This window comes from Sphingobium sp. ba1, from assembly GCF_000743655.1.
Classification (GTDB): Bacteria; Pseudomonadota; Alphaproteobacteria; order Sphingomonadales; family Sphingomonadaceae; genus Sphingobium.
Map to the genome: position 1 here is coordinate 2597867 of NZ_JPPQ01000069.1, position 4355 is coordinate 2602221.

The window sequence follows — 4355 nt, forward strand, 5'->3', positions numbered from 1 at the left end:
CGGTGGCGCGGCCGCCCAGGACCGACCGGACGGTCTGGCCACTGGTCGCGTCGGGCTGCGCATGGGTGACCGAGGTGATGATCTCCAGCGTCTGGTCAACACCGCCGATGATCGCGCCATGCAGCCCGAAATGCGCGCGCGCGCCCAACGTGACGGCAAAGGTCACGCGGCCGAGCTTGCCACCGATGTTGAGCAGGTGGAAATCGCAGCGCGCATCGTCGGCGACGTTGATGACATAGTCATGCACCGCTGCACTGCCATCGGCGGCATCCTGCAGCAGATGGTGGTTGGCGGTGTCGCCTGTGGCCACATCGATGCGGGCCGGTGCGGGCAAGGGCCACAGCGAAGCGACAGCCTCCAGATCGCTATAGCGCCAGTCTTCCTGGCGGCGAGTGGGCAGAACAACGGATGCCATCATATAGCTCCGTCATCCCGGACCTGATCCGGGTTCCATGCGCGCACGCGTCGCGCGATCATGCTGGGTAGAGCCAATAGATCCCGGATCAAGTCCGGGATGACGGCAGGAAAAGAGGCAAGGCTGTGCGTCATGCGGCAACCACTTCAGCATAGCCTTCGCGTTCCAGTTCCAGCGCCAATTCGGGACCGCCCGATTTGACGATGCGGCCATCGGCCAGCACATGCACAAAGTCGGGCTTCACATAGTCGAGCAGCCGCTGATAATGGGTGATGAGCAGCACGGCCTTGTCGGGCTTGCGCATGATCGCGTTGATGCCGGCGCCGACGATCTTGAGCGCGTCGATGTCGAGGCCGGAGTCGGTCTCGTCCAGGATCGCGAGCTTGGGATCGAGTATGCCCATCTGCACCATTTCGGCGCGCTTCTTTTCGCCGCCCGAAAAGCCGACATTTACCGGCCGCTTGAGCATGTCCATGTCGAGGCCGAGCAGCGCGGCCTTTTCCTTGGCGAGGCGGATGAATTCGCCGCCGTTCAGTTCCTTCTCGCCGCGCGCGCGCTTCTGGCTGTTGAGGCTTTCGCGCAGGAATTGCAGGTTGGAGACGCCGGGGATCTCGACCGGATATTGAAAGCCCAGGAAAAGCCCGGCCGCGGCGCGCTCGTGCGGCTCCAATGTGAACAAGTTCACACCGTCGTAGAGCGCCTCGCCGCCGGTCACGTCATAGCCTGGCCGTCCGCCCAGCGTATAGGCCAGCGTCGACTTGCCCGCGCCGTTCGGCCCCATGATCGCGTGGATTTCGCCCGCGTTGATGGTGAGCAACAGACCTTTCAGGATCGTCTTGCCGTCGATGGTGTTGGTCAGGTTGTCGATATTAAGCATGGATCATTCCCGGCGGTGCAATATTTGAAATCCTCCCCTGTAAGGGGAGGGGGACCATCGCATCGCGATGGTGGAGGGGTGTCACCCTATCGATGGCGGGACACCCCTCCGTCAGGGCTGCGCCCTGCCACCTCCCCTGCCAGGGGAGGATGAAGGATGCTCCGCACATCTCTTAGCCTTCGTGCGCGCGCTGGAGGGTGCGGGCGGTCCAGAAGGCCATGTCGCGCACGTCGCCCGGCGCGGGGAAGAGCGTGTCGATGTAGCGCTTGACCGGCATATAGGGCCACCAGTCGGCCTCGCCCTCTGGCGGCCCCTTTTCCAGCAGCGCGACGACGAATTCGCTGACCGGCCCCATGCGAGCGAGGTTGGGCGCCTTCGCCTTGTGGAAAGCCTTGTCCTTGCGCAGCTTCTCCGTCATCGCCGCGTCCGCCTTTTGCAGGGCATCGCGGCTGGCGGCCTCGAACGCGTCGAGATCGCCGAAATCAGCGCGGGCGCGGGGCTCCAACTCGCCTTCTTCCAGCTCATAATCCTCGGTCAGGATACGGATCGCGGCGGTCCATGACTGGCCATTACCGACATCCTCCGCGAAATCCGCGAGGGCATCCTGAATATCGTCTTCGTCGCTCAATTTTCAGTCCTTTAGATCAAGCAGAAACGAGATCGCGCTCTGCGCGTCTCGGTCGATAAAACCTTCGCCTGGAGGATCATGCGGTGTCCCATCCGACGAAAAATAGTCCAGCGCCCGATCTGCTTCTCCAGCAACACGGACACTATGGGGCATCAGACCGTCGAACCAAAAGACCGACACTTTTGTCCAATCACCCGTTTCGGGTTCGAGGCCAGTCGTTTGAGTCAAAGCGACCAGCTTCAAGACCGACTCACTCATGACTCACTCCTTCAAGCCCCTCCCCTTCAGGGGAGGGGTTGGGGTGGGGCGTTCGCGGATCGGGGAGGCTTTCGAGGCAATCGAGCAGCGCTCGTCCCACACCTTCCAGATTGCGCATCACGTCATCATTCGTGACCCGAAAGACATGATAGCCATGCACTTCCAATTGATCGGTACGCCGCGCGTCAGCCGTCTGATCGCCATGCGTGTGCCCGTCAATTTCCACCACCAGCGCTTTACGAGGGCACAGAAAATCAGCGATGGCGTTGCCGATCACGGCCTGTCGACGGAATTTATAACCTCCAAGCTGCGAACGCGCGAGAATACTCCACAGCCGCTTTTCCGGCTCGGTTGGTTTGCGGCGATTGGCGCGGGCATATGTCGCCATCGAATCGAGCTGCCCGGCTGAGACGCCCCACCCCCGGCCCCTCCCCTGAAGGGGAGGGGAGTCGATCTGGATCGCCCAGTCGTTAAGATCGGTCTGCTTGCCCACTAGCCGACTGACCCCTCAAGCGAAATACCTAGCAATTTCTGCGCTTCCACCGCGAACTCCATCGGCAATTGCTGCAGAACCTCCCGCGCAAAACCATTCACGATCAGGCTGACCGCGCTCTCCGCGTCCAGGCCGCGTTGCATGGCGTAGAACAACTGGTCGTCGCTGATCTTGCTGGTCGTCGCTTCATGTTCGATCTGGGCGCTGGGGTTGCGGACCTCGATATAGGGGACGGTATGTGCGCCGCACTGGTCACCCAGCAGCAGGCTGTCGCATTGGGTGAAGTTGCGCACGCCCTCCGCGCCCGGTGCAACCCGCACAAGCCCGCGATAGGTGTTGTTCGATCGGCCCGCGCTGATCCCCTTCGACACGATGGTCGAGCGGGTGTTCTTCCCGTTGTGGATCATCTTGGTGCCGGTGTCGGCCTGCTGTCTGTTGTTCGTGAGCGCGACCGAGTAGAATTCGCCGACGCTGTTGTCGCCGTTCAGGACGCAGGACGGGTATTTCCAGGTGATCGCCGACCCGGTTTCCACCTGAGTCCAGCTGACCTTGCTGTTCTTGCCCTGGCACAAGGCGCGCTTGGTGACGAAATTATAGATGCCGCCCTTCCCGTCCGCGTCGCCGGGATACCAGTTCTGGACGGTCGAATATTTGATTTCGGCATCGTCCAGCGCGACCAGTTCAACAACGGCAGCGTGCAACTGATTTTCGTCGCGCATCGGCGCGGTGCAGCCTTCCAGATAGGAGACATAGCTGCCTTCGTCGGCCACGATCAGCGTGCGTTCGAACTGGCCGGTATTTTCCGCGTTGATGCGGAAATAGGTGGACAGCTCCATCGGGCAGCGGACGCCCTTCGGGATATATACGAAGGTGCCGTCAGAAAAGACGGCGCAGTTGAGCGTCGCGAAATAATTGTCGTGCATCGGCACGATCTTGCCCATCCACTTCTTCACCAGATCGGGATATTCGCGCACCGCCTCGCTGATCGAGCGGAAGATGACGCCGGCCTCCTCCAGCTCCTTGCGAAAAGTGGTGGCGACGGACACCGAATCGAACACGGCATCGACCGCGACGCGGCGCGAGCCCTTCACTCCGGCCAGCACTTCCTGCTCGGCAATGGGGATGCCCAATTTCTTGTAGGTGGCCAGGATTTCGGGATCGACCTCATCAAGCGAATCCAGCTCTACCTTTTTCTTCGGTTCGGCATAATAATAGGCGTCCTGATAGTCGATCGGGGGGACGTTGAGCTTCGCCCAGTCAGGCGGCGTCATCGTCTTCCACATCGCGAACGCCTTCAGTCGCCAGTCGAGCAGCCATTGCGGCTCCTTCTTCTTGGCGGAGATGAAGCGAACCGTGTCCTCGTTCAGCCCCTTGGGCGCGAAATCCTGTTCGATGGCGGACGACCAGCCATGTTCGTAGGTCGAGGCGCGATCGGCCGCGTCCTGCGCTTCCTGGTTACGGACAGTCGTGATTTGCTCGGTCATGCCATTTCTCGTGTAAGGCTGGCGATGGTCACGCCAGCCAGGGCAGCGCGGATCGCTTCATTGGCGACGTTCATATGCGGGCGAATGCGGCAATCCTGCTCCAGCGTGCAGTCATGCGTGCCCGTGTCGGCGCAGGCGGTCATGGCGATCGGCCCTTCGACCGCTTCCACCACATCGGCGAGCGTGATGGTGGCGGGCGG

7 protein-coding genes are annotated in these 4355 nt (G+C 61.5%); all 7 read right to left on the reverse strand.

Annotation, left to right across the window (positions count from 1 at the left end; all coding sequences use genetic code 11):
* Positions 1-415: SufD family Fe-S cluster assembly protein (locus IL54_RS15775; protein WP_037478895.1), on the reverse strand; the 415-nt coding region annotated here is incomplete at its 3' end.
* Positions 416-545: 130 nt separating this feature from the next.
* A complete protein-coding gene (gene sufC, locus IL54_RS15780) occupies positions 546-1292 on the reverse strand; it encodes a Fe-S cluster assembly ATPase SufC (protein ID WP_037476823.1) in 747 nt (248 codons plus the stop codon).
* A gap of 172 nt (positions 1293-1464) precedes the next feature.
* Complete coding sequence (locus IL54_RS15785) at positions 1465-1920, reverse strand: hypothetical protein (RefSeq protein ID WP_037476824.1); 456 nt, start codon at positions 1918-1920, stop codon at positions 1465-1467.
* A gap of 3 nt (positions 1921-1923) precedes the next feature.
* Positions 1924-2178: a hypothetical protein gene (locus IL54_RS24295; protein WP_156106241.1), complete on the reverse strand. Its 255-nt coding sequence runs from the start codon at positions 2176-2178 to the stop codon at positions 1924-1926.
* Entirely contained in the window at positions 2171-2671 is a 501-nt protein-coding gene (locus IL54_RS23150) for an endonuclease domain-containing protein (protein ID WP_237748909.1), read from the reverse strand. The genes IL54_RS24295 and IL54_RS23150 overlap by 8 nt, the downstream gene beginning before the upstream one ends.
* Positions 2671-4155 carry a Fe-S cluster assembly protein SufB gene (sufB, locus tag IL54_RS15795; protein ID WP_037476826.1) on the reverse strand — a complete coding sequence of 495 codons (1485 nt, stop codon included), beginning with the start codon at positions 4153-4155 and terminating at the stop codon, positions 2671-2673. Before sufB ends, IL54_RS23150 begins: the two co-directional genes overlap by 1 nt.
* Positions 4152-4355: RrF2 family transcriptional regulator (locus IL54_RS15800; protein ID WP_037478898.1), on the reverse strand; the 204-nt coding region annotated here is incomplete at its 5' end. The genes sufB and IL54_RS15800, both read right to left, overlap by 4 nt.